Annotated in this window: 23 protein-coding genes; 6 read left to right on the forward strand and 17 right to left on the reverse strand. The window is 70.7% G+C overall.

What is annotated here, in order from left to right:
* The first annotated feature begins 212 nt into the window (after positions 1-212).
* Positions 213-1388: a glutamate--cysteine ligase gene (locus Q7C18_RS05070; protein ID WP_311024479.1), complete on the forward strand. Its 1176-nt coding sequence runs from the start codon at positions 213-215 to the stop codon at positions 1386-1388.
* Between the two features lie 28 nt (positions 1389-1416).
* On the opposite strand, the gene Q7C18_RS05075 is transcribed toward Q7C18_RS05070, so the two are convergent.
* Both Q7C18_RS05075 and Q7C18_RS05080 read right to left on the reverse strand, forming a co-directional pair.
* Positions 1417-2157, reverse strand: coding sequence for a response regulator (locus Q7C18_RS05075; RefSeq protein WP_311024480.1), 741 nt, complete (start codon positions 2155-2157; stop codon positions 1417-1419).
* On the reverse strand, positions 2154-3854 hold the full coding sequence (locus Q7C18_RS05080) for a sensor histidine kinase (protein ID WP_311024481.1): 1701 nt from the start codon (positions 3852-3854) through the stop codon (positions 2154-2156). Before Q7C18_RS05080 ends, Q7C18_RS05075 begins: the two co-directional genes overlap by 4 nt.
* A 152-nt stretch (positions 3855-4006) precedes the next feature.
* Here Q7C18_RS05080 and Q7C18_RS05085 point away from each other — a divergent pair, with 152 nt between their 5' ends.
* Positions 4007-5554: an SLC13 family permease gene (locus Q7C18_RS05085; protein ID WP_311024482.1), complete on the forward strand. Its 1548-nt coding sequence runs from the start codon at positions 4007-4009 to the stop codon at positions 5552-5554.
* A gap of 172 nt (positions 5555-5726) precedes the next feature.
* Here the strand turns inward: Q7C18_RS05085 and tsaD are convergent, their stop codons facing one another.
* The 10 genes from tsaD to glmS form a co-directional block, all read right to left on the reverse strand.
* Entirely contained in the window at positions 5727-6875 is a 1149-nt protein-coding gene (gene tsaD / locus Q7C18_RS05090; RefSeq protein ID WP_311024483.1) for a tRNA (adenosine(37)-N6)-threonylcarbamoyltransferase complex transferase subunit TsaD, read from the reverse strand.
* A 13-nt stretch (positions 6876-6888) separates the two neighbouring features.
* The gene (gene rimI, locus Q7C18_RS05095; protein WP_083277413.1) at positions 6889-7428 is read right to left on the reverse strand and encodes a ribosomal protein S18-alanine N-acetyltransferase; all 540 of its coding nucleotides are present in this window, start codon (positions 7426-7428) and stop codon (positions 6889-6891) included.
* Positions 7425-8087 (reverse strand): tRNA (adenosine(37)-N6)-threonylcarbamoyltransferase complex dimerization subunit type 1 TsaB, encoded by a 663-nt coding sequence (gene tsaB, locus Q7C18_RS05100; protein ID WP_311024484.1) that lies wholly within the window; start codon positions 8085-8087, stop codon positions 7425-7427. The genes rimI and tsaB overlap by 4 nt, the downstream gene beginning before the upstream one ends.
* A 97-nt stretch (positions 8088-8184) precedes the next feature.
* Positions 8185-9543 carry a Na+/H+ antiporter NhaC family protein gene (locus tag Q7C18_RS05105; RefSeq protein ID WP_311024485.1) on the reverse strand — a complete coding sequence of 453 codons (1359 nt, stop codon included), beginning with the start codon at positions 9541-9543 and terminating at the stop codon, positions 8185-8187.
* Between the two features lie 293 nt (positions 9544-9836).
* Complete coding sequence (tsaE, locus tag Q7C18_RS05110) at positions 9837-10424, reverse strand: tRNA (adenosine(37)-N6)-threonylcarbamoyltransferase complex ATPase subunit type 1 TsaE (protein WP_311024486.1); 588 nt, start codon at positions 10422-10424, stop codon at positions 9837-9839.
* Positions 10421-11668 carry an alanine racemase gene (gene alr, locus Q7C18_RS05115; RefSeq protein ID WP_070159412.1) on the reverse strand — a complete coding sequence of 416 codons (1248 nt, stop codon included), beginning with the start codon at positions 11666-11668 and terminating at the stop codon, positions 10421-10423. The genes tsaE and alr overlap by 4 nt, the downstream gene beginning before the upstream one ends.
* Before the next feature lie 154 nt (positions 11669-11822).
* A complete protein-coding gene (locus Q7C18_RS05120) occupies positions 11823-12239 on the reverse strand; it encodes a hypothetical protein (protein ID WP_311024487.1) in 417 nt (138 codons plus the stop codon).
* Positions 12240-12282: 43 nt separating this feature from the next.
* Positions 12283-13815: an NAD(P)H-hydrate dehydratase gene (locus tag Q7C18_RS05125; RefSeq protein WP_311024488.1), complete on the reverse strand. Its 1533-nt coding sequence runs from the start codon at positions 13813-13815 to the stop codon at positions 12283-12285.
* Between the two features lie 3 nt (positions 13816-13818).
* A complete protein-coding gene (locus tag Q7C18_RS05130) occupies positions 13819-14175 on the reverse strand; it encodes a holo-ACP synthase (protein WP_085437408.1) in 357 nt (118 codons plus the stop codon).
* Positions 14176-14247: 72 nt separating this feature from the next.
* Positions 14248-16119 (reverse strand): glutamine--fructose-6-phosphate transaminase (isomerizing), encoded by a 1872-nt coding sequence (gene glmS, locus Q7C18_RS05135; protein ID WP_070159406.1) that lies wholly within the window; start codon positions 16117-16119, stop codon positions 14248-14250.
* Between the two features lie 143 nt (positions 16120-16262).
* Here glmS and coaA point away from each other — a divergent pair, with 143 nt between their 5' ends.
* The 3 genes from coaA (at position 16263) to mscL (ending at position 18892) form a co-directional block, all read left to right on the forward strand.
* Positions 16263-17216 carry a type I pantothenate kinase gene (coaA, locus tag Q7C18_RS05140; protein ID WP_070159437.1) on the forward strand — a complete coding sequence of 318 codons (954 nt, stop codon included), beginning with the start codon at positions 16263-16265 and terminating at the stop codon, positions 17214-17216.
* A 10-nt stretch (positions 17217-17226) separates the two neighbouring features.
* A complete protein-coding gene (locus Q7C18_RS05145; RefSeq protein ID WP_311024489.1) occupies positions 17227-18417 on the forward strand; it encodes a M15 family metallopeptidase in 1191 nt (396 codons plus the stop codon).
* A gap of 79 nt (positions 18418-18496) precedes the next feature.
* The gene (mscL, locus tag Q7C18_RS05150; RefSeq protein ID WP_311024490.1) at positions 18497-18892 is read left to right on the forward strand and encodes a large conductance mechanosensitive channel protein MscL; all 396 of its coding nucleotides are present in this window, start codon (positions 18497-18499) and stop codon (positions 18890-18892) included.
* A 100-nt stretch (positions 18893-18992) separates the two neighbouring features.
* On the opposite strand, the gene glmM is transcribed toward mscL, so the two are convergent.
* The 5 genes from glmM to Q7C18_RS05175 all read right to left on the reverse strand — a co-directional run bounded on the left by glmM (position 18993) and on the right by Q7C18_RS05175 (position 25165).
* Entirely contained in the window at positions 18993-20345 is a 1353-nt protein-coding gene (gene glmM / locus Q7C18_RS05155; protein ID WP_311024491.1) for a phosphoglucosamine mutase, read from the reverse strand.
* Between the two features lie 273 nt (positions 20346-20618).
* Positions 20619-21113, reverse strand: a complete 495-nt coding sequence (gene rpsI, locus Q7C18_RS05160) for a 30S ribosomal protein S9 (RefSeq protein ID WP_070158737.1) — start codon at positions 21111-21113, stop codon at positions 20619-20621.
* A gap of 39 nt (positions 21114-21152) precedes the next feature.
* Positions 21153-21596, reverse strand: a complete 444-nt coding sequence (gene rplM / locus Q7C18_RS05165) for a 50S ribosomal protein L13 (RefSeq protein ID WP_070158740.1) — start codon at positions 21594-21596, stop codon at positions 21153-21155.
* A 444-nt stretch (positions 21597-22040) separates the two neighbouring features.
* On the reverse strand, positions 22041-23183 hold the full coding sequence (locus Q7C18_RS05170) for a mannitol-1-phosphate 5-dehydrogenase (protein WP_311024492.1): 1143 nt from the start codon (positions 23181-23183) through the stop codon (positions 22041-22043).
* A gap of 26 nt (positions 23184-23209) precedes the next feature.
* Positions 23210-25165 (reverse strand): PTS mannitol transporter subunit IICBA, encoded by a 1956-nt coding sequence (locus Q7C18_RS05175; protein ID WP_311024493.1) that lies wholly within the window; start codon positions 25163-25165, stop codon positions 23210-23212.
* Between Q7C18_RS05175 and Q7C18_RS05180 the strand changes: the two genes are divergently transcribed.
* On the forward strand, positions 25164-25307 hold the full coding sequence (locus tag Q7C18_RS05180) for a hypothetical protein (RefSeq protein WP_237090257.1): 144 nt from the start codon (positions 25164-25166) through the stop codon (positions 25305-25307). The two genes, Q7C18_RS05175 and Q7C18_RS05180, sit on opposite strands and share 2 nt — an antisense overlap.

Raw genomic sequence — 25307 nt, forward strand, 5'->3', positions numbered from 1 at the left:
ATGACCGTCTCTGACGGCGTCGCGGTCCCCACTCCAGGGACCCACCGGACCGCTGACGCGCTTCATGCCCGGGCCCCATCCCTGCAACGGGGACAGCGATCCTCACCTGAGGCGCCGCGAGACGCGCGAAGGCCGCCTCACCGAAGGCGGAGGGGCGCCCTGTCCCCGGTATCCTGAAGCTCCCCGCCTGTCGTCCCAGCTGAGGAGCCCCCATGGACCTGCCCTTCGCTCCCTCGGAGCGCTCGACCCTCGGCCTCGAATGGGAGCTCGCCCTGGTGGACAGGTCCTCGGGCGACCTGCGCTCGGTGGCGGAGCATGTGCTCACCGCCTGCCTGGACGACGCCCGAGCCCCCGGCGTCGAACCCCATGAGGACGAGGAGCACCCGTATGTGAAGCGGGAGCTGCTCACCAACACGGTGGAGATCATCACCGAGGTGTGCGACGACGTGGCCGAAGGGGTCGGCTCCCTGCGGGAGACCGCCCAGCAGGTGCTGCGCCACTGCGACCCGCTCGATGTGGAGCTCTACTCCCAGGGATCCCATCCCTTCGCCCCGCCCACCGAGCAGCCGGTCACCGACAAGGAGCGGTACGCGGAGCTGATCCGCCGCACCCAGTGGTGGGGCCGCCAGATGGTGATCTACGGGGTCCACGTGCACGTGGGGCTGGACGATCGCCGGCAGGCCATGCCTGTGGTGGACGGCCTGCTCAACTTCTACCCGCACTTCCAGGCGTTGTCGGCGTCGTCGCCGTACTGGTCCGGGGAGGACACCGGCTACGCCTCGCAGCGGGCCCTGATGTTCCAACAGCTGCCCACCGCCGGGCTGCCCTTCCAGTTCGAGGACTGGTCCGGCTTCGAGCACTGCGTCGGAGACCTGGCCCACACCGGGGTCATCGACGACGTCACCGAAGTCCGCTGGGATGTGCGCGCCGTCCCACGGTTCGGCACCGTGGAGATGCGCATCTGCGACGGCCTGGCCACCCTGGAGGAGATCGCCGGGATCGCGGCCCTGACCCAGTGTCTGGTGCATTCCCTGGTGGAGCGGATCGAGGACGGGGAGAAGATCCCCACCATGCCGCCGTGGTTCACCCAGGAGAACAAGTGGCGGGCTGCCCGCTACGGGATGGACGCCATCATCATTCTCAACGCCGACGGCGACGAGGAGCTGGTGACCGACCACCTCTCCCGCGAGCTCGAACGGCTCGAACCGGTGGCGAAGCGTCTCGGCTGCGCCGACGAGCTCGCCCTGGTCGAGGACATGATGCGCGAGGGCCCCGGCTACCAGCGGCAGCGCAGAGTCGCGGAGAACCACGACGGCGACTTGCGGCAGATCGTGCTGGACTCCTCCGCCCGCACCCGGATGTCGATCAACGGAGGCCGGACCGTCTGAGGGGCGGGGAGCTCACCGGTCCGGAGCCTCACGGCACCCAGCGGTAGCGGTGCTCGGGCCTCCCGGCCTGCCCGTAGCGCAGAGTCAGCTCGGCGCGCCCCTCAGAGCACAGATGCTCCAGGTACCGGCGAGCGGTGACCCGGGCGATCCCGGTCCTCTCGGAGAGCTCCGCCGCGGAGACGTCCCCTTCAGCGGAGCGCAGCGCCTCCGCCACCCGCTCCGCCGTCGTCGCGGTCAGCCCTTTGGGCATGGACCGTGACGAGGCGCGAGGCCGCAGCATGCCGAACAGCGAGTCCACGTCGCTCTGCGTGACCGTGGACATCGCCTCCATCCGCTTCCGCGCGGACGCGTAGCGCTCCACCAGGTCTCGCAGCTGCCGCAGCGGGAACGGCTTGATCAGGTAGTGCAGCGCCCCCAGCGCCATGGCGGTGCGCACCTGGTCCACATCCCGCAGCGCGGAGATGATGACGGCGTCGACGACGCCGACCTCCCGCCTCCAGCCGGGACTGCGCAGCTCCTCCAGCACGGACAGACCCGTCCTGTCCGGCAGGAACAGGTCCAACAGCAGCACATCGGGCCGGTGGCGACGCACCTCCTCCAGCGCCTCGGCCCCGGTGTGGACCACTCCGACCACGGTGAGCCCAGGCAGCGACTCCACCAGCTCCCGGTGATTGTGAGCCACGCGGACGTCGTCGTCCACGATCAGCACCCGAACCCCGGAGCCCACCGAGGCAGGCGAGCCTCCCACTGCTCCTCCTCGCTGAGTCATGTCTCCGAGCCTTCCTCTCGCGCCTCAGCCTCTTGCGCCCCAGGTCGGCGCACCGGCAGATAGGCGGCGAACGTCGTCTCCTCTTCGGCCTCCACGGCCACCGTGCCGCCACGACGCAGACAGGCCTGACGGACCAGCGCCAGTCCCATACCCCGCTGGCCGTCGTCGCCCTTGGTGGACCGGCCCACATGGAAGATCTCCCGAGCGATCTCCGGGTCCAGGCCGGGCCCGGAATCGATGACACGGACCTCCACCACGTCTCCCGCACCCTCTCCGGCACCGTCCCCGGCACCGGCACCGGCAGCGCCATGCCGGCGCACCATCAGCTCCACCCAGCCGTCGGGTCCGGCCGCGTCCATGGCGTTGTCCACCAGGTTGCCCACCACCAGCAGCAGATCGTCGCGGAGATCGGAGGGCTGGTCCTCCGGCAGATGGGAAAGCTCGGAGAGGCTGAACTGCACGCCCCGTTCTGCCGCCTGCACCGACTTGGCCAGCACCAGCGCCGCCACCGTCATATCCCCGATGCGGGCGGCAATCTGAGCATCAGCCCCCGAGGTGGCGGTGGCCAGCTCGGAGAGGTAGTCCCGGGCCCGGTCCACCGCCCCGAGCTCCAGCATTCCGGACACCGTATGGATCCGATTGGCGAACTCGTGCCGCTGGGCGCGCAGCCCGGCGGTGACCGTCCGGGCCCCGTCCAACTGGTCGGTGAGCCGGGTGAGCTCGGTGCGGTCGCGCAGGGTGACGACGACGCCGCCGTCGGCCTCCCGCACCCGCACCGGCCGGCGCGTGCACACCAGGATCCTCCCGTGGGCGCCCAGCAGCAGATCCCCTCCCGGGTCGTCACCGGGGCCGTCACCGGAGAGCACCTGTTCGGCCTCCGCGCTGAGGCCCAGCTGCGCCGGAGTGCGGCCCAGGTGGTCCTCCGGCAGATGCAGCAGCTCCCGAGCCGGCGTGTTGGCCAGCACCACCCGGCGCTGCCGGTCCAGCCCGATGACCCCTTCCCCGATGGCATGGAGCAGCGCCTCTCGCCCATCCAACAGCGTGGCGATCTCCTTGGGCTCGAGCCCATGGGTGTCGGCCCGCAGCCGGCGGGACAGCAGCCGGGCGCCCACCGCCCCTGCCCCCACGGCCACCAGGGCCACCCCCAGGATCAGCGGCAGGGTCTGCACCGACGCCAACCGGACCTCCGAAGCCAGGATCCCCACCGAGACGTAGCCGATGACCTCCTCGGCGTCGTCGAAGACCGGCACCCGCGCCCGCAGGGTCAGCCCGGCGTGCCCGTGCTCCACACCGGTCCAGGTCTGCCCGGCCAACACCGGCGCCGGGTCCAGGGACGGCCGCTGACCGATGGCCTCCGGATCCGGGTGGGACTGACGGATGCCGTGACGGTCCGCGATCATGATGTACTCGAAGCCCGTGGCCGCCCGCAGGGTCTCCGCCCACGGGGCGAGGACCTCCGAAGGATCCTCGGTCTCCAGGGCCTCCTGGACAGTGGGCATCACCGCCACGGACTCGGCCATCGTCAGCACGCGTTCCTCATACTGCTGCCGAGCCTCCACGTACTGGACCACGCCCCAGAGCAGGCTGACCACCGTCACGGCACCCACCAGCAGCGCCATGTTCCACCGGAACAGCCGCCCGGCCAGAGTCACCTCCCGGCGGGGCGCGCGCGTGCGGCTCCGGATCTTCTGGCTCACGGCACCTCCTGGGGGTGACGGTCGCGTCGGCCGGGGCGGCCGACGTCGTGATCACCGATGTGATGACCAATATGACCACTATGGCCTCGGGATGCACAAAACTGTGGGGCCGGTCACATGAGATCCATGCTGTCACACAGGTCACATTCCCGATGCTGATCCTGCCGCACACCCGCATCCAGGAGGACACCATGCTCAGTCTCATCGGCCTGGCGGTGATCGTCACCATGACGACGCTGCTGATTCTCGGGCGCATCGCCCCCATCGTCGGCCTGACCGTCATCCCCGTCACCGGGGCCCTGGTGGCCGGCTACACCTTCACCGAGATCGGCGACTTCTTCGGCGAAGGTCTCAGCTCCGTGCTCAATGTCGCCGTGATGCTGGTCTTCGCGATCCTGTTCTTCGCGATCATGAACCAGGCCGGCCTCTTCGACCCACTGGTCCGCCTGACGGTGAAGCTCACCCGCGGCAACGTGGTGGCCATCTGTGTGGGCACCGTGCTGCTCGCCGCCGTCTGCCACCTCGACGGCGCCGGCGCCTCCACCTTCCTGATCGTCATCCCGGCCCTGCTGCCGCTCTACCGCCACCTGGGCATGAGCCCCTACCTGCTCCTGCTGCTGGCCGCCATGAGCATGGGCGTGCTGAACATGCTCCCGTGGGGCGGCCCTGTCGGCCGCGCCTCCGCCGTCGTGGGCATCGACCCGGTGGAGCTGTGGCGCGGGCTCATCCCCGTCCAGATCCTCTCGCTGGTGCTGCTGGTCATCGCCGCCGTGCTGCTGGGCCTGCGCGAACAGCGCCGCATCGCCGCCCGCGGAGGCGCCCCGGTCATCGAGGAGGACGTCCAGGAGGAGAGCTCCTCCGAGGCCGCGGCGGAGACCCGCGTGGAGGAGCGCGAGCTGGCCACGGTCGGCGCCGGCGGCTCGTCCGGGTCCACCGGCACCGCCGACGCCGTCGTCGGCACCTCGACCGGAGGCCCGTCGGACCGCATCGGCCACGGCACCGGTTCCGCCCGGAACACCCAGGACTTCGCCGGAGACAACGACGACGTCTGGGGCGCCCACGACGACGCCCCGGCCACGCCGCGCTGGCGGATGGCCACCAACGCCGTGCTCGTGCTGGCCATGCTGGCCCTGCTGATCTCGGACATCCTGCCCGCCCCGCTGGCCTTCATGCTGGGCCTCAGCGCCGCCCTGATGGTCAACCACCCCCGGGTCAAGGACCAGATGGAGGCCATCAAGTCCCACGGCGGCAGCGCCGTGGCCACCGGCGCCATCGTGCTGGCCGCCGGCTGCTTCCTGGGCATCATGGAGCACTCCGGGATGCTGGACTCGCTGGCCACCGACGCCGTCGCGATCCTGCCCAGCGCGCTGGTGCCCTACCTGCACCTGATCGTCGGCTTCTTCGGCCTGCCGCTGGAGCTGGTGCTGAGCACCGACGCCCACTACTTCGCCCTGCTGCCGGTGGTGGAAGGCATCTCCACCGAGGCCGGCGTCGGCACGCTCTCTGTGGTCTACGCAGTGCTGGTGGGCAACATCATCGGCACCTTCATCAGCCCGTTCGCCGCCGCCCTGTGGCTCGCCCTGGGCCTGGCCGGCTGCGACATCGGCAAGCACATCCGGTACTCCTTCTTCCCGATGTGGGTCTTCTCCGTGGTGGTGCTCGTCCTGGCCCTGGCCCTGGGCCTCATCCCCTGGAGCTAGCGGCCCCAGCGCTCACGCCTCCGCGCTGAGCGCAACAACCCAGCCGAGTTGGTCTGGAGTTGCGGGTACTCGTCTCGATCGAGTCGAGTACCCAGAACTCCAGACCACCTCGCGTCTGGGGGAAGGGCCGAATGGGCCTCGGGAGGGCCTCGGGAGGGCGCCGAGCTGCGGCTCAGACGCTGATGCGGTCCACCGGCTGGGAGGAGTCCGCGGGGATGTCCAGCGATGACGGCGCCACACCGGCGGCCACCAGCTGGGCCCCCAACGCGGCGACCATCGCGCCGTTGTCCGTGCAGAGGGAGACCGGCGGGATGCGCAGCTCGATGCCGGCGTCGGCGCAGCGCTGCGCCAGCAGCTCGCGGAGGCGGCGATTGGCGGCCACTCCCCCGCCCAGCAGCAGGGTGGTGATCCCGTGCTCACCGGCGGCGCGCACCGCCTTGGCGGTCAGCACGTCCACCACCGCCTCCTGGAAGCTGGCGGCGATGTCCGCCGTCGGAACAGGGCGCCCGGCGACCTCGAACTGCTCCACCGCCCGGGCCACGGCGGTCTTCAGCCCGGAGAAGGACCAGTCGTGCCGGTGCTTGCCGGGCTGCTCCGCGGTGCCGACGAACTTCGGCAGCGTCAGCCCACGCGGGAATCGGAAGGCCTCCGGGTCGCCCTCGGCGGCGAGTCGGTCGATCTTCGGTCCGCCCGGGTACCCCAGGCCCAGCAGCCGGGCGACCTTGTCATAGGCCTCTCCGGCGGCGTCGTCGATGGTGGAGCCCAGCAGCTCCACGTCCCGGGTCAGCGAGCGGACCCGCAGGATCTCGGTATGGCCGCCGGAGACCAGCAGCGCCCCGGTGCCGGGCGGCAGCTCGGTGACCGCGGCGGGCTGGCCCCCACCTGAGACACCGGCGGCGTCGGCGTCGGCAGCGTCATCCAGGAGACCCACCCCGACATGGGCCACCAGGTGGTTGACTCCGTAGAGCGGCTTGTCCGCCGCCAGCGCGAGGCCCTTCGCCGCGGAGAGTCCCACCATCAGGGCCCCGGCCAGACCCGGCCCGGAGGTCACGGCGATCGCGTCGACGTCGTCCAGGGTGACTCCGGCGGTGTCCAGCGCCTGGCGCAGGGTGGGGACGAAGGCCTCCAGATGCGCACGGGCGGCGATCTCCGGGATGACCCCGCCGAAGCGCACATGCTCTTCCACGGAGCTGGAGACGGTGTTGGCCAGCAGCTCGGTGCCGCGGACGATGCCCACACCGGTCTCGTCGCAGGAGGTCTCGATGCCCAGCACCAGCGGGGCGGCAGATGGTGGGCTGGCGGATGCGGTGTGCTCAGTCATCGTGTCCTTCTCGTCAGCGCAGCTGGGAGGCCGAGCTCGGGGCGTTCAGGTCGGTGAGCGGCTTCTGCATGATCAGCGCGTCTGCGCCGTCCGGGTAGTAGCGCCGCCGAGTATGGATATGGGTGAAGCCTTCGCGGGTGTACAGGGCCTGGGCGCCGTCGTTGTCCGCACGGACCTCCAGCAGCACCTGCTCCGCACCCCAGACGGCGGCGGTGTCCACCACCAGCCGCAGCAGCCGGGTGCCGAGCCCGCGGCCCTGCGCCTCCGGTGCGACGGCGATGGTCTGCACATCGGCCAGGGGCAGCACGCACATCATGCCCACATAGCCGAGGAGGCGCTCATCGGTGTGAGGGTCGTCGGCCACCGGCTCGGTGAGCACCCAGTAGCGACGGGTCGCCCGCTCGCCCTGGGTGTGGTCCAGCTCATCGAGGAAGAACTGCTCGGGCCAGGCGTCATGTGGGAAGAGCCGCCGCTCCAGCGCCATGACCTCCGGGAGGTCCTCCACCGCCATGGGACGCAGCCGCACGGCGGGCTCGTCCGGCACAGCACTCACGTGGTGGCCTTCTTCCGGCGCACCGGGGGCTTCGCGTCCGATTCCCGCAGGTACAGCGGTGCGGGGTCCCGGAGCAGCTGCGGCCGCTCCTCGGCGATCAGCCCCAGCTCGGCGGCGTCGGCGGTCCACGACGCCGCCTCCTCGGGCGCGCCGTCCGGCAGTCTGAGCTGCTCCGGGTAGAGGCTGACCCCCACGCCCACGGCCGGCAGCTCCGGGAGCTCCGCGGCCGGCCCCACCTGCGGGCCCTCGAAGTTCTCCACGGCCCGGTACCGCGCCCAGTACACCTCCCGACGACGGGCGTCGGTCGCCACGAGGAACTCCGAGTCCGTGCTCGCCCCGGCGGCGCTGTGCGCCACGGCGCGGCGGGCCAGGGAGTCGAGACTGCAGATGCCATGCAGGGGGGCGCCCCAGACCTCGGCGAGGCTGTGCGCCAGCACCAGCCCCACCCGCAGTCCGGTGAAGGGCCCCGGCCCCACTCCGACGACGACGGCGTCGAGCTGCGCCCCGGTCACACCCGCCTGTGCCATGACGTCCCGCACCGCGCCGGCCAGGACCTCGGCATGGGTGGTGGTGGCGTCGGTGCGCCAGGAAGCCCGCACCTGGGCGTCATGGACGACGGCGGCGGAGGCGCCGGCGGAGGAGTCGATCGCGAGAAGCACCCCACCATGGTAGCCCTGACCGGGATCTCCCGGCTGCGGGCCGATGAGCCTGCCCCAGCCCGAGGTCAGGGCAGGAGATCACGGCCGGGCGGCGGGCTCACAGCACCAGCGCCGCGATGACTCCACCCAGGAACAGCGGGATGTTGAAGTGCAGGAAGGTGGGCACACAGGTGTCCCAGATGTGGTTGTGCTGGCCGTCCGCATTGAGCCCGGAGGTCGGGCCGAGCGTGCTGTCCGAGGCGGGCGAGCCGGCGTCGCCGATTCCGGCGGCTGAGCCGATGAGCGCGGCGGTGGCCAGCGGGCTGAAGCCCAGACTCACCGCCAGGGGGACGAAGATCGCAGCCAGCACCGGCACGGTGCCGAAGGAGGTGCCGATGCCCATCGTGACCAGCACGCCGACCACCATCATCAGCACGGCCGCAAGCAGCTGGCTGTCACCGATCCAGGCGGCGGCGGCCTCCACCAGGGTCTCCACCGCACCGGTCTCGGTGAGCACCGCCGCATAGCCGGAGGCCACCAGCATGATGAACGCGATGGTGCCCATCATCGCCACACCGCGGTCGATGATCGAGTCGCCCTGCTTCCAGGACTCCCCGCGCGCCAGGAAGACCACCAGGATCCCGGCCAACGCGGCGATCACCAGCGAGCCATAGACCAGCTGCAGTACGAGCGTGACCACCAGTCCGAGCAGGACGGCGACGTCGCCCCGACCCCACCGCAGCGCGGGGTTCTCGTCCCCGCTCGAGGCGTCGACGTCGTCGTCGGCCCCACGACCGGCGGACGGGCCGGCGGCCGGGCCGATGCCCGGCATGGCATAGACGCGGGGGCGGCGATAGGTGACCAGCACCGCCACCGCGAGCCCCACCACCATGCCCGCCACCGGGATGGCCATGGCCAGCGGCACCTCCCGCAGGGAGATCTCCACGCCGTGGCGGGTCATCTCCTCGGCCACGATGCCCTGGAAGATGAGACCGAAGCCCAGCGGCACCAGCAGGTACGGCGCCTTGAGCCCGAAGGTCAGGGCCGTGGCGATCGCGCGCCGGTCGAACTGCAGACGGTCGAAGGCCGTCAGCAGCGGCGGGATCAGGATGGGGATGAAGGCGATGTGCACCGGCACCAGGTTCTGCGAGAGGCAGGCCACGCCGGCGATCCCGAACAGGACCATCGCCCGGGGGCCGCGCAGCAGGGGCATGACCCTCCGGATGAGCTTCTCGGCCAGCCCGGAGCGGGCCACCATCACGGCGAGCGTCCCCAGCAGGATGTAGCTCAGGGCCGTCTCGCCCTGCCCGCCGAGGCCGCCGACCAACGTGGAGAAGGTGGACTCCAGGGACAGCCCGCCGGCCAGCCCGGCCACCACGGCGGCCAGCAGCAGGGCGATGATGACGTTGACCCGTGCCAGGCTCAGTGCGGCCAGGACCAGCACAGAGAGCACCACCGGGTTCAGGAGTTCGGACACTCTCGACTCACCTCGTTCTCGACGACCGACGTCGCCGCGGTTGCTGCCGGGCACCACCACCGGGGAGGGCCGGGGCTACCCCTCCGCGGCATTTCACACAGCGGCACGCTTGTCCCATCTATTGAAACTGTGATCCGGGCCATAGGCAAATCGAACGCGGACGACGACGTCACGGGGAACCCTCATGACCACCCGGACAGGCCGAAGCAGGGCTCGGCCGACCATGTCAGACGGGCGGCTCAGACGGGCGCGTCAGACGAGGCACGCCAGACGAGCAGCGCCGGGCGAGCGCTTCAGACGGGTGGAGTGGACCAGCGGGGACCGTAGCCGCGCAGCACCGCGCGGCGCGCCCCACCCAGCAGGTCCTGGTCCGTCTCGGAGAAGTCGGTGATGATCTGCGGCTCGGCGGACTCGCCACCCTCAGCCGCGGCCTCCGGGGCGATCAGCTCCAGGTCCACCCAGGAGCCCTCCTCCCCCACCAGGGCATGCTCGGCCAGCCGGCGTCCCCATTCGACCACCGTGACCGACTCCTCCACAGTGGCGGCGATGTCCAGGTCCTCGAAACCGGCGGCATCCGTCCGATACGCGTCCACGTGGACGAGGTCGACGACCTCCCCGTGATGGATCCGGCTCAGCACGAAGGTGGGCGAACTGATCTGCCCCTCGACCCGCAGTCCGTCGGCGAGCGCCTGAGTGAAGGTGGTCTTGCCCGCCCCGAGCCCTCCGGTGAGGATCAGCAGATCGCCGGCCCGCAGGCTCTGCGCCAGCACCCGTGCCAGTGCGGCGGTGTCCTGCAGGTCCTCCAGCTCCAGAGTGCGGATCCAGCGATGGCCGGCCACCGGCTCCGGCACCATGTCCGCGCCGCCGGCGCCGCGGCTCATGCCCGGCCCTCCTCCGCCCCGGGGGCGGAGACGGCGTCCGACGTCGACCCGTGACCGGCGGCCAGCTCGGCGGAGTCCACCACCAGGCGCGGCACGCGACCTCCGATCCGGGTGATGATCTCGTAGTTGATGGTCTGCGCGGCCCGGCCCCAGTCGGCGGCCGAGATGCCCGAGTCGCCGCCGAAGAGGACGACGTCGTCGCCCACCTGCACCGGAGTGTCCGGGTCCTCCAGGTCCACCACGAACTGGTCCATGGCCACCCGCCCGGCAGACTGGTAGACCCGGCCAGCGATCTGCACCGGGGCATGCACAGCGATCCGCGGCACCCCGTCCCCGTAGCCCAGCGGGATGAGCGCCAGCGCGGTGGGCCGGTCCACCCGGTGGGTGAGTCCATAGCTGATGCCCTGCCCGGCGGGCACCCGCTTCACGTTCGCCACCGTGGTGCGCAGCTCCATGGCCGGCCGCAGGCCCAGCTCCTCGGCGGTGCGGTCCGCGAAGGGGCTCTGCCCGTAGACCCCCACCCCCACGCGCACCATGTCGAAATGCGCGTCCGGGCGCGAGAAGGCCGCCGGAGTGTTGGCGACATGACGCAGGGAGACGCTGAGCCCGGCCTCCTCGGCGACCTGCAGCGCCTCCCGGTAGACCTCCAGCTGCTCGTCGGTCTCCCGCCGGTCAGGCTCGTCGGCCACGGCCAGGTGGGTGAAGATCCCGACCACGGAGATCAGCCCGCGGTCCTGGTGCTCCGCGGCGCGGGCCACCAGCTGCGGCCAGTCGGCCACGGTGCAGCCGTTGCGGCCCAGGCCGGTGTCGATCTTCAGGTGCACGTTGGCCGGCGTCTGCAGGGAGGAGGCCGCCGCGGCCACCTCGTCGAGCTCCCAGCCGGAGATGCCGACGTCCACGGAGCGCTCGATGGCCTCGGCGAAGTCCGTCTGCGCGGTGTGCAGCCAGGCCAGCACCGGCGCCTCGATCCCCGCGTCCCGCAGCGCGATCGCCTCGGTGACGTGTGCGACTCCGATCCAGTCCGCACCGGCCTCCACGGCGGCACGGGCAGTGGTGACCGCGCCGTGGCCGTAGCCGTCGGCCTTCACAGCGACCATGACCTTGGCGGGACGGACGTAGGAGGCGATGGTCTCCACGTTGTGGCGGATCGCGGCGGGATCGATGATCGCCGCCCGTTCGCAGCCCTCCGGGAGACCTCGCGACGATGCGGGCACACGGCTCTGCGTGCCGGGGGAGGTACTCATGAGGACCACTCTACGCGGAGCCGCTGACGCTCTGGGGCTCCCCCGCGGGCACGTGAGGCGCGCCCCGAGGCCGCCGCCGGGGCCTACCAGGCGACCTGCCGGGCAACCTGCCGGCCGCTGGCCAGAGCCCTTCCCCAGCAGCCTCCCCGAGGGCTCAGCGCAGCCGGTCCGTCAACCAGCTGCCCCAGCCCACACCGAGGCCGAGCAGGACGATCCACACCACCTGCAGCACCGCGCTCAGCGGCGCCCAGAGCAGGCCGAAGGTCACCAGCGCACCCACCCCGGCGCCGGTGACGCCGGCGGTGACGGCGGTGCCCAGCGGGGAGGTCGCCGAGAGCCAGCGGGAGCACATCCCCAGCGCGGCCCCCAGCAGCCCTCCGACCAGGCTCACCGGCGCCAGCAGGCGCAGGTAGGCGGCGAGGACCAGGAGCGCCTCGTCGCCCGCCACGAAACCGGTCAGAAGGTCCACCGGCACGGCGACGATCACCACCAGGGCGACGGCGGTCAGCGACCCGAGGGCGCAGAAGATCAGACGGGCGAGGGGGCGCACGGGCGGCACGGAGACAGTCATAGCAGGCCCATCTTCGCAGACTCCCGGTCCCCGATGACCCGCGTCACCGGGTCGGGGCAACGGTGGAGAGCAGCTCCCCGGCCCCGAAGGCGCCGCAGGCGTAGGGATCCAGCCGCTTGGCGGCCTCGGCATGCAGCCGCACCCCCAGGGCCGCGGTGCGCCACATGGGCGCCTGCGGATCCACCGCGGCCAAGGCGCCGATGATGCCGGTGAGCACATCCCCGGAGCCCGCGGTGGCCAGGCCGGGGGCATGGACCCGGTGCACCACCGTGGGGCCCTGCGGCGCGGCGATGATCGTGGAGGGCCCCTTGAGCAGCACGGTGACGTTGAGCCGGGCCGCCAGCTGCTCCACGGCGGTGGCAGGATCCCGGTCCAACACCTCCCCCAGGTCCTCATGGCCGGTGTTGGTCATCACCCGGCGCAGCTCCCCGTAGTGCGGAGTGAGCAGCACGTTCGGGCCGAGATCCTCGTCTGCGAAGTACTCGTCGTCGAGGTTGGCCAGGGCCGACGCGTCGATCACGCACGGGTGCTCCGTGCCGGCCCACTCCACGGCGCGTCCCATCGCGGCGATCTGGAAGACGTCACGGGAGATGCCGGGGCCGATGGCCGCCGCCGTCGCCCGCTCCAGCACGGCGGTGGACTTCCCGGAGGTGGTCACCACCTCCGGCATCATGATGCTCAGGCGTTCCCGGACCTCCTCCGGGGCCTGCAGGGTGACCATGCCGACGCCGGAGGTCACCGCCGCTGTCGCGGTCAGCTGCGCCGCCCCGGGGAACTGCACCGAGCCGGCGATGACATGCAGCACCCCGCGGGAGTACTTGTGATCGCGCGCCGAGACCCGCGGCCGGCTCAACGGGGCCGGTGTGTCGGCCGCATCCGGCGTGGTCGCCCGCAGCCGCTCGTCGCCCACCAGCCAGCGGGCCGGCGTCGGCAGGGTGGCGCCCAGTCCGATGTCCACCGCCCGGATCTCGCCGGCGGCGTGGGAGCCCTCGCCCAGCGCCAGGCCGGACTTGATGCCCCCGAAGGTGACCGTCACGTCCGCGTCGATCACGTCGCCGGCGACCGCCCCGGTCTCCACGTCCACCCCGGAGGGGATGTCGCAGGCGATCACCTGGGTGGACTCATCGGCCAGCACCTCGTCCAGCCCCGGGATGCGCGGCATCTCGAAGCCCACCCGGGAGCCGGTGCCGATGATCGCGTCGATCAGCGCATCGGTGTCGGTGTCCACCACGTCCACGAGGCGACCGCCGGCGGCCAGGAAGGCGCGGGTCCCGGCCTCATGGGCGCGGTCCCGCATCATCACCGCATGGGTCTCCACTCCGCGGCGGCGCAGCATCGCCAGGGCATAGAGGCCGTCACCGCCGTTGTTTCCGGAGCCGATGAGCCCGGTGACCTTCGCCCCGTACACCGACCCGCGGACGGCGCGGAGCCTCTCCAGCACGGCCTGGGCCAGCCCGTAGGCGGCCCGCCGCATCAGCGTCTCCCGGTGGCCGGCCTCCAGCAGCGGGGCCTCCGCCTGGCGGATCTGCCGCCCCGTGTAGAGCGGGATCAGCGGGATGCATGACGGTGCGCCCATCGGTCAGTCCTTCCCTTCGGCGACCACCATGGCGGTGGCGACGTCGCCGTCGTGCGACAGCGAGAGATGCCAGCGGGCGACGCCCCGGGCCGCCGCGACGTCGGCCACCGTGCCGGTGACCTCCACCTGCGGGGCGCCCAGCGGGTCCAGCACCACCTGGCAGTCCTGCCAGTTCATGCCGGCCGGGGCGCCGAGCGCCTTGGCCACGGCCTCCTTGGCGGCGAAGCGGGCGGCCAACGACCGCACGTTCAGCTCCCGCTCCGCCGGGACGAACAGCCTCTCCCGCAGAGCGGGGGCCTTCGTCAGCTGCTGGGCGAATCGCGTCACGAGCACGACGTCGACGCCGATCCCGATGATCACGACGACACCTCCTTCAGCAGTCCACTCACCAGGTCATTCCGCTGGCCGTTCCGGGCTCCGCACGGCAGCTGGTCACTCCACCGTGACGGACTTGGCCAGGTTGCGCGGCTGGTCCACGTCGTAGCCCTTCTCGCTGGCCAGGGCGCAGGCGAAGATCTGCAGCGGCACCGTGGTCAGCAGCGGCATCAGCAGCGGCTGGGTCTCCGGCACGTGGAAGACGGCCTCGGAGAACTCCTTGACGGCCTCGTCACCGGACTCCGCCACGGTGATGGTCTTCGCACCGCGCGCGCGGACCTCCTGGATGTTGGAGACCACCTTCGAGTGCAGCGAGTCGCGGCCGCGCGGGGACGGGACGACCACGAACACCGGCTGCCCCTCATCGATCAGCGCGATGGGGCCGTGCTTGAGCTCGCCGGCGGCGAAGCCCTCCGCGTGGATGTAGGCCAGCTCCTTGAGCTTGAGCGCACCCTCCATGGCCACCGGATAGCCGACGTGACGGCCCAGGAACAGCACCGACGGCGTGTCGGCCATGTCCCGGGCGAGCTGCTTGATCTGCTCCGAGTTGTCCAGGATCTCCTGGATCTTGGCGGGGATCTTGTGCAGATCGGCCAGGATGTCGGTGATCTGGCCCTGGAAGAGCTGACCGCGCAGCTGTGCCAGGTACAGGCCCAGCAGGTAGGCGGCGGCGATCATCGCCAGGAACGCCTTGGTGGAGGCCACCGCGATCTCCGGACCGGCGTGCAGGTACAGCACCGCGTCGGACTCCCGCGGGATGGTGGCCCCGTTGGTGTTGCAGATGGACAGCGTCCGCGCGCCCTGCTCCTTGGCGTAGCGGACGGCCATGAGGGTGTCCATGGTCTCCCCGGACTGGGAGATGGAGACCACCAGGGTGGTCTCATCGATGATGGGGTCCCGATAGCGGAACTCGTGGGCGAGCTCCACCTCCACCGGAATGCGGCACCAGTGCTCGATCGCGTACTTGGCCACGGTGCCGGCGTAGGCGGCCGTGCCGCAGGCCAGCACGATGATCTTCTGGACGTCCTTGAGCTCCTCCGGGTCGATCCGCAGCTCATCCAGGGCGAGCCGGCCCTCGGCGTCGGTGCGGCCCAGCAGCGTGTCCTCCACGGCCTTGGGCTGCTCGTTGATCTCCTTCTCCATGAAGGTGTCGAAGCCGCCCTTCTCGGCGGCGGCCGCATCCCAGTCCACGGTGAAGCGCTTGCCCTCGGCGGGGGTGCCGTCGAAGCCGATGATGGCGACGTCGTCATGGGTGATGGTCACGATCTGGTCCTGCTCGAGCTCGACGGCCTCACGGGTGAAGTCGATGAAGCCGGAGACGTCGGAGCCCAGGAAGTTCTCACCCTCGCCAAGCCCGACCACCAGCGGGGAGTTGCGGCGGGCCGCCACCACGCGGTCCGGCTGGTCCACGTGGACCGCCAGCAGGGTGAACGCGCCCTCCAGCTCCTGGCAGGCCAGACGCATCGCCTCGGTCAGGTCGCCGGCGGCGTCGTCGGCGAAGTGCCGACCGATCAGCTGCGCCGCGACCTCGGTGTCGGTCTGGGACTCGAAGACGCACCCCTCGGCGAGCAGCCGCTCCTTGAGCTCCGCGAAGTTCTCGATGATGCCGTTGTGGATCACCGCCAGCCGGCCGCCGTCGCCCAGATGCGGGTGGGCGTTCTGGTCGGTCGGACCGCCGTGGGTGGCCCACCGGGTGTGCCCGATGCCCACCGTGGCGGGCGCGACCGGCGAGGTCTCGATCTCCGCGACGAGGTTGGCCAGCTTGCCGGCCTTCTTCCTCGACTCGACGACCCCTCCGGAGACGGTGGCGACGCCGGCGGAGTCGTACCCGCGGTACTCCAGGCGGCGAAGCCCCTCGAGGAGCACGTCGAGTGCGTTGTGTTCTGCAGTCTTCTCAGGCAGGCCGATGTAGCCGACGATTCCACACATGCGACATAGCGTATCGTGTTCACGTGTCACCGCACCCTGATGAACACCCGCGCCCGGCGGCCCCCATCCCCAGCGAGCCGCACCCGACCGGTCCCATCCCGGCGGAGGTCGCGGGCACCGCGCCGTGGGCGGGATCACCTCCGCTGGCCTCGGACGCTTCTGACCACTACTCCCCGTTCGTGGAGCTCGACCGCCGCGCCTGGTCCCGGCTGGCCGACACCATCGAGCAGCCGCTGAACCAGGAGGACGTGGACCGGCTCCGCGGCATCGGTGAGCACCTCTCGCTGGACGAGGTCGCCCAGATCTACCTGCCCCTGTCACGTCTGCTGTCCATCTATGTGGAGTCAGCCGCCCACCTGCGGGCCGCCACCAACGACTTTCTGGGCGGCAACGCCCGCCGCACCCCATTCGTCATCGGCGTGGCCGGCTCGGTGGCGGTCGGCAAGTCCACGACGGCCCGCGTGCTGCAGGAGATGCTGCGCCGCTGGCCCTCCACGCCCCGGGTGGAGCTGGTCACCACCGACGGCTTCCTGTATCCGAATGCGGAACTGCGCCGCCGCGGCCTCATGGAGCGCAAGGGCTTCCCGGAGGCCTACGACCGCCGCGCCCTGCTGCGCATGGTCTCCGAGGTGAAGTCGGGCAAGCCCGAGGTCCGCGCTCCCTGGTACTCCCACCTGTACTACGACATCGTGCCGGACAAGGAGGTCGTGATCCGCCGTCCGGACGTGCTGATCGTGGAGGGCCTCAACGTGCTGCAGCCCGCCCGGGTCCGTGCGGACGGCACCACCGGGCTGGCGCTGAGCGACTTCTTCGACTTCTCCATCTATGTGGATGCGAATCCGCGCCACATCGAGCAGTGGTATGTGGACCGGTTCATGCGTTGGCGCACCGGCGCGTTCGCGAACCCGGAGAGCTACTTCCACCAGTATTCCTTCCTCTCCGACGACGAGGCGGTGCAGCGCGCCACCGACATCTGGCACCGGATCAACGGCCCCAACCTGCGCGAGAACATCCAGCCCACCCGTTCCCGGGCCCGGCTGGTGATGAGCAAGGACCGCGACCACTCGGTGTCCCGGGTGCTGCTGAGAAAGGTGTGAGCTTCTCCCCGTGACTCCTGGCACCCCGATCCCCCGCCCCACACCGCGGGACCCCTCCTCGCCGCGCCCGCCCGCTCCGTCTGGGGGCACCCGCCACCGTCGCCGCCCCTCCCCTGCGGTGATCCGGCGACGGCGGCTGGTCGCCGTCGCGCTGCTGGCGCTCGTCCTGGTGGGCGCGGGCTGGCTGGGCGCCAGCCTGGTCGACGCCCTCCGCGGAGGCGACGACGAGCCCGTGGCCGAGCAGGGCGCTTCGCTGACCGAGCGCGCGTCCGACGAGGCGGCCGAGGAGGAGTCAGGAGAGGAGTCGTCGGCCCAGGACGGAGCAGCGGACGCCTCGGATGAGGACGCTGCCGACGACGCCCGGTCCGGTGCCGGAGATGAGGGAGACGGCGAGGAGACGACGGAGGTCGCTGAGAGCACCGACGAACCGGAGCGCACCGAGGACGAGCGCACCGAGGAGGAGGACGCAGACGGTGCAGAGGACGACGACGCCTCCTCAGGGGAGGATGCGGCGACGGAGGACGGCACCGCTGAGGACGAGCCGGAGCCGCGTCGGACGGAGACCGTGGGCCCGGAGGACTTCTACCCTCCGGTCAGCGAGGCCTCGTCGGACCCGGACTCGATCCATGTGCTGGTCAACAGGCTCAACCCGCTCGACCCGCTGGACCACCAGCCTGACGACCTGACCACCCCGCAGGTGCGGTCCTCCTACGACGGCATGCTGCTGCGCGAACAGGCCGCCGATGCGCTCGCCGAGCTGTTCTCCGCCTCCGATGCGGAGGGCCTGCTGATGACGCTGACCAGCGCCTACCGCTCCTACGGCTATCAGCAGCAGCTCTATGACGGCCGGGCCGCGGAGCTGGGAGTCGCCGGAGCCGATGAGTACACCGCACGCCCCGGACACTCGGAGCATCAGACCGGACTCGCCGCCGACGTGATCGCCTATGACAACCCCACCTGCGGGATGGGCGCCTGCTTCGGCGACACCGCCGAAGGCATCTGGCTGGCGGAGAACGCCCACCGGTTCGGCTTCATCATCCGCTACCAGGAGGGCACCGAGGACATCACCGGCTACGCCTATGAGCCCTGGCACCTGCGCTACGTGGGCGAGGAGACCGCCGAGGCGGTCTTCGAGGCCGGGGTGACCCTGGAGGAGTACTGGGGCGAGCCCGCCGCCCCGCGCTACCCCGGCGAAGAGTGAGCCGCAGCGTGCCGCGACACGCTGAAGAAAGTTCCCGGACCTGCACACGGCCCTGACATCGCATGCCTAGAATCGCCCCATGATCAAGGGATTCAAGGACTTCATTCTGCAGGGCAACGTGGTCGACCTCGCCGTCGCCGTGGTCATCGGCACCGCGTTCGCCGCCGTCATCAACGCCCTGGTGGAGAGCGTGCTGATGCCGCTCATCTCCGCGCTGGTCGGTTCTCCCGACTTCGACAGCTTCGCTGTGGTGTCCCTCAACGGCAATCAGCTGCTCTTCGGGGTGCTGCTCACCCAGATCGTCAACTTCCTGCTCATCGCCGCCGCGATCTACTTCGTGGTCGTGGTGCCGATGAACAAGATCATCGAGGCCCGCAAGCGCCGGCTGGGCATCGAAGACGAGGAGGAGGTCGAGCCGAACACCCAGCTGCTCACCGAGATCCGCGACCTGCTCCAGCAGCAGGCCACGCGCTGACAGCTGCCCCCAGGGGGCTCACGGAGACGGGGCGCGGTCCGGAGCTGATGCTCCGGGCCGCGCCCCGTCTCTGTTGTCAGTGAGCCACCGTGAGGAGGGCTCAGAGCGCCAGTTCGGCGCGGACGATCTGCGCCAGCGACTCCGACTCCTCCTGGGCGATCTCCGCTGTGGAGGCCTCCACCATCACCCGGACCACCGGTTCGGTGCCGGAGGGACGCAGCAGCACCCGGCCAGCTTCCCCGAGGCGACCCTCCACCTCCGCGACGGCGGCCAGCACGGCGTCATGGGTCTTCACCCGCGCCTTGTCCACTCCGGAGACGTTGACCAGGACCTGCGGCAGCCGGTCCATGGCCTCAGCGGCCAGCGTCTGCAGGGGCTTGCCGGTGGCGGCCACCCGGGCGGCCAGCTGCAGCCCGGTGAGCACCCCGTCGCCGGTGGTCGCATAGTCGGAGAAGATCAGATGCCCGGACTGCTCGCCGCCGAGCGAGTATCCGCCGGCGCGCATGCCCTCGAGCACGTAGCGGTCGCCGACGGCGGTCTCCACCACGGAGATCCCGGCCTTCTTCATGCCGAGCTTCAGCCCGAGGTTGCTCATCACCGTGACCACCAGAGTGTCGTCCTTCAGCTGACCGTCGGACTTCAGCGCCAGGGCCAGGATGCCCATGATCTGGTCGCCGTCCACGACGGCGCCGGTGTGGTCCACGGCCAGGCAACGGTCGGCGTCGCCGTCGTGAGCGATGCCGAGGTCCGCGCCCTGGGAGACCACCGCCTCCTGCAGCTGGTCCAGGTGGGTGGACCCGCAACCCTCGTTGATGTTGATGCCGTCGGGGTCCGCGCCGATGACGACGACGTCCGCACCGGCGTCGGTGAAGGCCTGCGGCGAACACCCGGAGGCGGCGCCGTGGGCGCAGTCCAGCACGATCTTCAGGCCACGCAGGGAGGTCTCCCCCAGAGAGCGCAGCAGGTGGACCACATAACGGTCCTCCGCATCCGCGAAGCGCTGCACCCGACCGACCTCCGCACCCGTGGGGCGGGGCGGCTCGTGGGCGAGCTGGTCCTCGATCTCGTCCTCGAGGGCGTCGTCGAGCTTGTGCCCGCCGCGGCCGAGGAATTTGATCCCGTTGTCCGGGGCGGGGTTGTGGGAGGCGGAGATCATCACACCGAAGTCCGCGTCGATGTCCGCCACCAGGAAGGCCGCAGCCGGGGTGGGGAGGACGCCGGCGTCGTGGACGTCCACGCCGGCGCTGGCCAGGCCCGCCTGCACCGCCGCGGAGATGAACTCTCCGCTGACGCGGGGATCACGGGCGACCACCGCCACGGGGCGGCGACCGCCCTCGGTGCGGCGGTGGCCGAGCACCTCTGCGGCGGCCTGGGCGAGCTTGAGTGCGAGCTCCGCGGTCAGCAGCCCATTGGCCACACCGCGGACTCCGTCGGTTCCGAAAAGTCGTGCCATGATGCGGACAAGTCTAGCCATAGCCGAGCAGTGCTCCTGCACCGACACCGTCGCCGGCCGATGACCTGCACCGCCAGATCACGTCTGCCCCCTCAGATCTGACGGTGCAGACGTGATGTCGGTGGGCAGAACGCGCGCTCGGACCGCCTGGGGCCACCGGGCGAACCGGCCGCAGACGCAGGAGGACCCCCGTCCGGCACGTGCCGAGCGGGGGTCCTCCTGCGGCGCTCGCACCACTGGATCAGCGGGGCGAGGCCGGAGCGGCTGAGACGATCAGCGCTTCGAGTACTGCGGAGCCTTGCGGGCCTTCTTGAGACCGGCCTTCTTGCGCTCCACGGCGCGGGCGTCGCGGGTCAGGAACCCGGCCTTCTTGAGCGCCGGACGGTTGTGGTCCCGGTCGATCTCGTTGAGCGCACGGGAGATGCCCAGGCGCAGCGCGCCGGACTGGCCGGAGGGGCCGCCGCCGTCGATGCGGGCGACGACGTCATAGGCGCCCTCGAGCCCCAGCAGGGTGAAGGGGTCGTTGACCTCCTGCTGGTGCAGCTTGTTCGGGAAGTAGTCCTCCAGGCTGCGGCCGTTGATGGTCCACTGGCCGGAGCCGGGGACGATGCGGACGCGGGCGCGAGCACGCTTGCGACGGCCGATGGCGGCGCCGCCGACGGTCAGCGGGGCGCGCTCGGTCTCGCCGGTCTCCTGGACGGGGGCGGACTCCGAGGTGTAGCTGGTCAGCTCCTCGGCAGTGTTCAGCTCTTCAGTGTTCTGAGCCACGGTTCTCCTTGAAAATGTTCTCGTGTCGGGTGGCCAGGACTACTGAGCGACCTGGGAGATCTCGTACGGCTTCGGCTGCTGGGCCGCGTGCGGGTGCTCCGGGCCGGCGTAGACGCGCAGCTTCTTGAGCTGGGCGGCACCGAGCTTGTTGTGCGGGAGCATGCCCTTGACGGCGAACTCCACAGCACGGGTCGGGTGACGCTCGATCATCTCGTCGAACGTCATGGAGGAGATGCCGCCCGGGAAGCCGGAGTGGCGCCAGTAGCGCTTCTTCTGGCCCTTGTCGCCGGTCACGGCGACCTTCTCGGCGTTGATGATGATCACGAAGTCGCCCATGTCCTGGTGAGGAGCGAAGGTCGGCTTGTGCTTGCCGCGCAGCAGGGCGGCGGTCTGGCTGGCGAGACGACCCAGCACGACGTCGGTGGCGTCGATGATGTGCCACTGAGCGTCGGCGTCGCCAGGCTTCGGGGTGTACGTACGCACGGTGATGATGCCTTCGGTCGGTGTTCTACGGTTCAGCGCACCGGGCACGCGGTGGTGTGAGAGTCACCATGCGCCAGTGGCTGTTTCTTCGCGAGTGCGCCGTCCGGCTTCCCAGGTGAGGGCTGGGAAGATGCCGGGCCCGTGAGTTCCCCTGCCGCTCGTGGAGGCATACGGTCATGCAACTGAACCGCCTCGACACAAGCCCACGCAGGAGTGGACACGCACAACAACCGTTCACTATACCGGGTGGGCCTCACCGCGGCAATGTGAGCTCCCGCTCCCCGGTCAGCGACGAGCTCCTCGTCCATCTCGTCCGTCAGCTCGGGTTCGCTGCGCCGTGACCCCCAGACGCGTCTGTCCCCGCCATGTTCGTTCGTCCCTACGGTATTCCACAGGGACGGACGAACGAACATGGCGGGGACAGGCGGCAGGGTGGGGGCGGGATCAGCCGCGACGGCGGGCCACCAGCTCCTCCACCGGCCCGGCCAGCGGGTGGTCGGCCTCCAACCCGGTCACCTGCTCCACGAAGTCCCTCGGCGGCAGATCCGCCAGCAGGCCCTCCAGCTGATTCGCCTGCTCGTCGTGGGCGTCCCGGAAGTCCAGGGCGGCGTCGACGACGGCGAGCAGCGCCTCCGCTCCCAGCCCCTGCTCCACGGCCTGGGAGGCCGGGCCGATCAGCCGTTCGTGGCGGGAGAGCTTGCGCAGCGGCTGGCGACCCACGCGCTGCACGGTGTCCGGCAGCGCCGGGTTCCGGAACCGCCCCAGGATGGTCTCCCGGTAGGAGGCCATGTCCTCGGCCGCGAAGCCGTGCTTGGCCACCAGCAGCGCGGAGGTCTCCTCCAACGCGGCGGCGACCCCGGACCCTACGGCGTCGTCGGCGAGCGCCTCGGCGATGGTCCCGGCACCGGCCCGAGAGCCCAGATAGGCGGCCGCGGCGTGCCCGGTGTTCACGGTGAACAGCTTCCGCTCGATGTACGGGCCGAGGTCGTCCACGAAGTGGGCACCGGGGATGTGCGGCGGGTTCTCCCCGAACGGCCCACGCTCGATCGCCCACTCGTAGAAGGGCTCCACGGTGACGTCAAGCCCCGCACCCTCGGGCTGTCCGGGCACGATGCGGTCCACCGCCGTATTGGCGAACACCGCCCGGGCGGAAAGCTCCTCCCAGTCCGCCCCGGCATGCTCCCGCATATGTCCGGCCAGGGTGTCCGTGGCGCCGATCGCGTTCTCGCAGGCCATGACCTGCAGCGGCGGCGCATCCGCGGCGCGCCGCCGCAGCCCGGCCACCACATGCGGGGCGATGTGCTTCAGGATCATCGGCCCGACGGCGGTGGTCACCACCTCCGCGGTGCCCACCTCCTCGGCCACAGCCTCCGGGGACTGCGCGGAGTCCACCGCGCGGAACCCGTCGACCACCCGGTCCGTGCCGCCGTCGCCGACCTCATGGACCGTATAGCTCTCCGCGGCGTCCAAGGCCTGCACCAGGGGCGCGACGACGTCGGAGAAGACGACCTCATAGCCTCCCTCGTGCAGCAGCAGGCCGACGAAGCCCCGACCGATGTTGCCTGCGCCGAAATGCACGGCCTTCATGACTGGTCCTCCTGTGCTCTCCATGGTCAACCCTCGTCCACCGCGGAGAGCAGCTCGAGCAGCTCCTCCTCACTGGTGGCCTCCTTGAGCCGCTGGACGGTGGCCTTGTCCCCGAACAGCCGGGCGATGCGGGAGAGGATCTGCAGGTGCTCGTCCCCCACTCCGGCGATGCCGACGACGAAGGTGGCCCGCTGGCCGCCCCAGTCCACGCCGTCGTCGTACCGGGCCACCGAGAGCGCGGAGGCCTTGATGGCGTCCTTGGCCTCGTTGGTGCCGTGCGGGATGGCGAGCTCGTTGCCCATGAAGGTGGAGACGGTCTCCTCCCGCTCATACATGGCGGCCAGGTAGTCCCCGGTGACCGCGCCGGCGGTCTCCAGGGCTGCCGCCGCCTCGGCCATGGCCTCGTCCCGGGTGGCGGAGCCGGAGTGGATGCGGACCCGGTCCAGGGCCAGGATCCCACCGGTCGCCGAGCCTGAGGGCTCGCTCGCTGCCGGTGCCGCAGCTCCGGCACCCACCGCAGCAGGCTGGGCGCTGCCGACCTCGGCCCGGCTGCGGACCAGCTCGACGACCTCGTCGTACTCCGGAGCGTCCATGAAGCTCTCCACGGAGACATGGATGGCCTCCGGCTCCTGCCCACGGGCTCGGTCGGTGAGCTGCTGCTGGGTGATCACCAGGTCGGTGTCACCCGGCAGCGCCGCCACCGCCTTGTTCGTCACCGTGACGCCCTCGATGCCCGCGTCCTTGATCTTCTTCCGCAGCACCGACGCTCCCATCGCGGAGGAGCCCATGCCGGCGTCGCAGGCGAAGATGATCGAGTTGATGCGGCCGGCGGCCTCCCCGGAGGCGGCCTGCGCGGCCAGGCCGGCGAGCGCCGCCGAGGACTTGCCCTTGGCGGCCTCGGTGCGTGCGACGGCGTCGGAGAAGGAGTCCTCGGCCTGCAGGTCCCGCTTCCGGCTGGCGAGCAGGATGAACGCGGCGATGGTGAAGCTGACCGCGGCGGAGAGGATCACCGAGAGAGTGACGCCGAGGTAGGAGTCCGAGGCGGTCTGGATGAGCACGGCGAAGATCGAACCCGGCGCGGCAGGGGCACGCAGGCCCGAGTCGAAGAGCGCATTGGTGGCCACACCGGTGGCGCCGCCGCCGATGACGGCCAGCAGCAGGGCCGGCTTCATCAGCACATACGGGAAGTAGACCTCGTGAATGCCGCCGGCGAACTGGATCAGCGCCGCCCCCGGAGCCGTGGCCCGGGCGGCCCCGACGCCGAAGACGGTGAAGGCCATCAGCACGCCGAAGCCGGGGCCGGGATTGGCCTCGAGCAGGAACAGGATGGACTTGCCCTCCGCCGCGGCCTCGGAGATGCCCAGCGGGGTGAGCACGCCATGGTTGATGGCGTTGTTGAGGAAGAAGACCTTCGCCGGTTCGATGATGATCGAGGTCAGCGGCAGCAGACCGTTGTCCACCAGGAACCGCACCGCAGCACCGAGGACGTCCATCAGGGCGTTGACGATCGGCGCCAGGGCGAAGAAGCCGACCACGGACATCAGGAAGGCCGTGATGCCGGCGGAGAACATGTTGACCAGCATCTCGAAGCCGGCCTTGACCTTGCCCTCCCACAGGGCGTCCAGCCGCTTGATCACCCAGGCGGCCAGCGGACCCATGATCATCGCGCCGATGAACATGTGGATCTGCCCCAGCTCGTCAGCCCCCTCCGGCAGCGCGGCATTGGCCTGCGCGATGAGGAAGTCCGAGCCGATGATCACACCGAAGGTGGCCGTGGCGCCGACGACGGCGCCCCGGACGTCGTAGATCATCTTGCCGCCCTGGACGGCGATCAGGATGGGCAGCAGGAAGTGGATCATCGGGCCGATGATCTCGCCGAACGCATCCGTGGCCGCCGTGCCCTCGGTGAACTCGTTGACGTTCACGATCACGGCGGTGATGATCCCCCAGGCGATGAGCGCGGGGATGATGGGCATGATCATGCCCGAGAGGAAGGAGCCGAACTTCTGGACCCCCACGCGCAGACTGCCTGGAGAACTGCTCTCCGAGCTCTGCGCCGCGGGCGACGTCGACGTCGTCGTCATGGCGTATGCCTTTCGTCAGGTGCCCCGTCGGGGCGAGTGA

It is taken from the genome of Nesterenkonia sp. CL21 (assembly GCF_031705515.1).
Taxonomy (GTDB): Bacteria; Actinomycetota; Actinomycetes; order Actinomycetales; family Micrococcaceae; genus Nesterenkonia; species Nesterenkonia aethiopica.

What these genes read in the sequence shown, in the direction of transcription:
- Q7C18_RS05070 (WP_311024479.1), top strand. Translation starts at nt 213, where the DNA reads ATGGACCTGCCCTTCGCTCCCTCGGAGCGCTCGACCCTCGGCCTCGAA.
- Q7C18_RS05075 (WP_311024480.1), bottom strand. Translation starts at nt 2,157, where the DNA reads ATGACTCAGCGAGGAGGAGCAGTGGGAGGCTCGCCTGCCTCGGTGGGC.
- Q7C18_RS05085 (WP_311024482.1), top strand. Translation starts at nt 4,007, where the DNA reads ATGCTGATCCTGCCGCACACCCGCATCCAGGAGGACACCATGCTCAGT.
- tsaD (WP_311024483.1), bottom strand. Translation starts at nt 6,875, where the DNA reads ATGACTGAGCACACCGCATCCGCCAGCCCACCATCTGCCGCCCCGCTG.
- tsaE (WP_311024486.1), bottom strand. Translation starts at nt 10,424, where the DNA reads ATGAGCCGCGGCGCCGGCGGCGCGGACATGGTGCCGGAGCCGGTGGCC.
- alr (WP_070159412.1), bottom strand. Translation starts at nt 11,668, where the DNA reads ATGAGTACCTCCCCCGGCACGCAGAGCCGTGTGCCCGCATCGTCGCGA.
- Q7C18_RS05120 (WP_311024487.1), bottom strand. Translation starts at nt 12,239, where the DNA reads ATGACTGTCTCCGTGCCGCCCGTGCGCCCCCTCGCCCGTCTGATCTTC.
- Q7C18_RS05125 (WP_311024488.1), bottom strand. Translation starts at nt 13,815, where the DNA reads ATGGGCGCACCGTCATGCATCCCGCTGATCCCGCTCTACACGGGGCGG.
- glmS (WP_070159406.1), bottom strand. Translation starts at nt 16,119, where the DNA reads ATGTGTGGAATCGTCGGCTACATCGGCCTGCCTGAGAAGACTGCAGAA.
- mscL (WP_311024490.1), top strand. Translation starts at nt 18,497, where the DNA reads ATGATCAAGGGATTCAAGGACTTCATTCTGCAGGGCAACGTGGTCGAC.
- glmM (WP_311024491.1), bottom strand. Translation starts at nt 20,345, where the DNA reads ATGGCACGACTTTTCGGAACCGACGGAGTCCGCGGTGTGGCCAATGGG.
- Q7C18_RS05170 (WP_311024492.1), bottom strand. Translation starts at nt 23,183, where the DNA reads ATGAAGGCCGTGCATTTCGGCGCAGGCAACATCGGTCGGGGCTTCGTC.
- Q7C18_RS05180 (WP_237090257.1), top strand. Translation starts at nt 25,164, where the DNA reads ATGCCCGAGAGGAAGGAGCCGAACTTCTGGACCCCCACGCGCAGACTG.
- Q7C18_RS05175 (WP_311024493.1), bottom strand. Translation starts at nt 25,165, where the DNA reads ATGATCATGCCCATCATCCCCGCGCTCATCGCCTGGGGGATCATCACC.